The 2,644-nt window shown below is 28.4% G+C and carries 2 protein-coding genes and 1 tRNA gene; all 3 read right to left on the reverse strand.

The features are described from left to right. Positions 1-394: 394 nt before the first annotated feature. The gene (locus B3B03_RS02310) at positions 395-1,540 is read right to left on the reverse strand and encodes an alanine--glyoxylate aminotransferase family protein (RefSeq protein WP_346876376.1); all 1,146 of its coding nucleotides are present in this window, start codon (positions 1,538-1,540) and stop codon (positions 395-397) included. A 77-nt stretch (positions 1,541-1,617) separates the two neighbouring features. Beyond that, positions 1,618-2,367 (reverse strand): 5'/3'-nucleotidase SurE, encoded by a 750-nt coding sequence (gene surE, locus B3B03_RS02315; protein ID WP_346876377.1) that lies wholly within the window; start codon positions 2,365-2,367, stop codon positions 1,618-1,620. A 188-nt stretch (positions 2,368-2,555) separates the two neighbouring features. Beyond that, a tRNA-Ala gene (locus B3B03_RS02320) sits at positions 2,556-2,631 on the reverse strand. Positions 2,632-2,644: the final 13 nt, after the last annotated feature.

Below are 2,644 nucleotides of genomic sequence, written 5' to 3' on the forward strand. Positions count from 1 at the left end.
GATAATCTCTTATCTGTCAACAAATTTTTAAGAAGTTTTTTCTTAAGTTTTTGTTGTTTCTTACCGCGTCTCTCAGCGACAAGATTTATCTTACCATACTTGTTATATCAAATATAATATTAGTTTTTTATAATTATAGTTTATTTAAATATATCTTTATATTTCTTGAATTTACTTTTATTTTCTTATACTGATACACATGGTATAGTATACTAAAGTAAAAATAACTTATACTAATATTTAGCCTCTATATACGAAATATACCACATTAAAATCAATAAATATTCGTTATGTTAACTAGTTACTAATCTTCTTAATATTCCATTGAAAATATCCTTTTTATAATAATATAAGGCCAATTAACTATTTTCATAATTAATTGGCCTCTCTCACATTATAATATAATATACTTATTAAATTCTTCTATGATATTAACTTTTGATTTATATCCTAATTCATTTAAAGATTTATCTAACGTATTTAAAACAAATAAAATTTTATCTATCCTACTGTTTTCTCCCATATGACCAATTCTAATAACTTTATTCTCAAGATAATCAAAAGAACCTGAAATTAGTAAATTATAATTATCTCTCATATAATTAATTAACTTGTTTGCCTCTATTCCTGTAGGCGTTTCTACTACTGTAACTGTAGATGAAAAGCCGCTATCTAAATATAACTTTAACCCATAGCTAGTTAATGCATTTCTAGTAGCTACAGCAATATTTTTATGTCTATTGTGTACATTCTCTATTCCTTCTTCAAGTATATTATCTATAGCAACTCTAAGCCCATATATGTCACTTATTGGCATAGTATATGGAAACCACTTTTTATCATAATATCCCTTCCATATAGTTAAGTTACAATAAAATCCTACAATCGGAGTATTTCTTATTCTCATAACTTTATCCGCATCATCACTAACGGTAACAATAGTTAATCCTGGTGGAGCTGAAAAAGCTTTTTGAGAACCACCTAATGCAATATCTATATCCCACTCATCTACATTTATAGGTTCTCCTCCCATGGCTGCAACACTATCTACAACTGTTAATATTCCATATTCCTTAAGCATTGGACAAATTTTACTTATATCATTAAGTACTCCTGATGGTGTATCGCAATGAACAACAGTTGCATATTTAAAATTACTATCTTTATCAAGGAATTCTCTTAAATGTTCCACATCTACTTCTCTTTTTCTATCAACAGAATACAACACAGGTATTCCTCCATATATTTTCACAAAATCAGCAAAGCCTTCACCAAATACCCCATTATCAATAATTAGTACTCTATCTCCTACTTCTGTAAGTGATGCACAAGCAGCTTCCAATCCTAATATACCTTCACCACTTAATATAAACACATCCTTTTCAGTATTTAGTATTTCCCTAATTCTATTGCAAGTTTCTCTATAAAAATCATAAAAATCCTTATCTAAATCTGGATTAGTAGTTTCAATAGCCCTAGCCAATCTAACATTTTCTCTTACATTAGTAGGTCCTGGTGTAAATACATATGGTTTATTCATCATTTCATCCCCTATTCATATCTTTAATATTACTAATTAATCACAATATTTAAAATAAAAATTTTGTTATATCAAATTTATTTTTCTAAAATATTTTCCACTTTTGTTATTAAGTTAAAATTAGTTAAGTCATAATGTAGTGGTGTAACTGTTATATATCCTTCTTTAATCATGTCTACATCAGTATTATCTTGCATTGCATCATCCGGCGCACCAGTTATTTTATATACTACATTATCATCACTTTTCTCTACTTCAACATATACATTATTATAATTTCTTTCACCTATTTTACATACCTTTAATCCCTTTAATTTATCTTTACTTATGGATGGAATGTTTACATTTAGTACTGTGTTTCCAATTTTCTCACTTCTAATTTTATTTAATATTTTTTCTGCATAATCTGCAGCTATTTCATAACTTTCTTCATTACCATCACAAGATAATGCAATTGCTGGGGTACTATTTAATGCTCCTTCAACGGCTGCAGACACAGTCCCTGAATATATTACATCGGTGCCTAAATTAAATCCATCATTTATTCCTGATACTACTATATCTATTTTTTCACTAGCAATAGTAGTTATTGCAATTTTTGTACAATCAACAGGTGTACCACTTACACTAAAACATGGAGCATCTATACCTTCTATTTTTTCTTTTCTTACAATAAGAGGATTCATTAATGTTATGGAATGACTGCTAGCACTTTTTTGACTATCAGGTGCTACTACCAATATATTGTGTGAATTTTGAAGTCTCTGTGCAATAATCTGTATACCTTTTGCCGTAATTCCATCATCATTGGTTATTAATATATTCATAATTATATAAAATAGAGAAATTTATATTCTCTATTTTCCCTCCCTTCATTTATCTAAAATCTTATTAAGTAATTAATTCACTCAAAAAGAAATACTATCTACTTTTTTATTTTAACATACTAATGAGAAAGTTTATCTTAAAATATTATAAAAACATATAAAAAAAGACACTGCATATACAGTGTCTTTGGTGGAGATAAAGGGTTTCGAACCCTTGACCCCCTGAGTGCAAGGCAGGTGCTCTCCCAACTGAGCTATACCCCCAAATATGGTGGAC

Origin of the sequence: Clostridium sp. UBA5712 (assembly GCF_002419845.1) — a bacterium.
Lineage (GTDB): Bacteria > Bacillota > Clostridia > Clostridiales > Clostridiaceae > Clostridium_J > Clostridium_J sulfidigenes.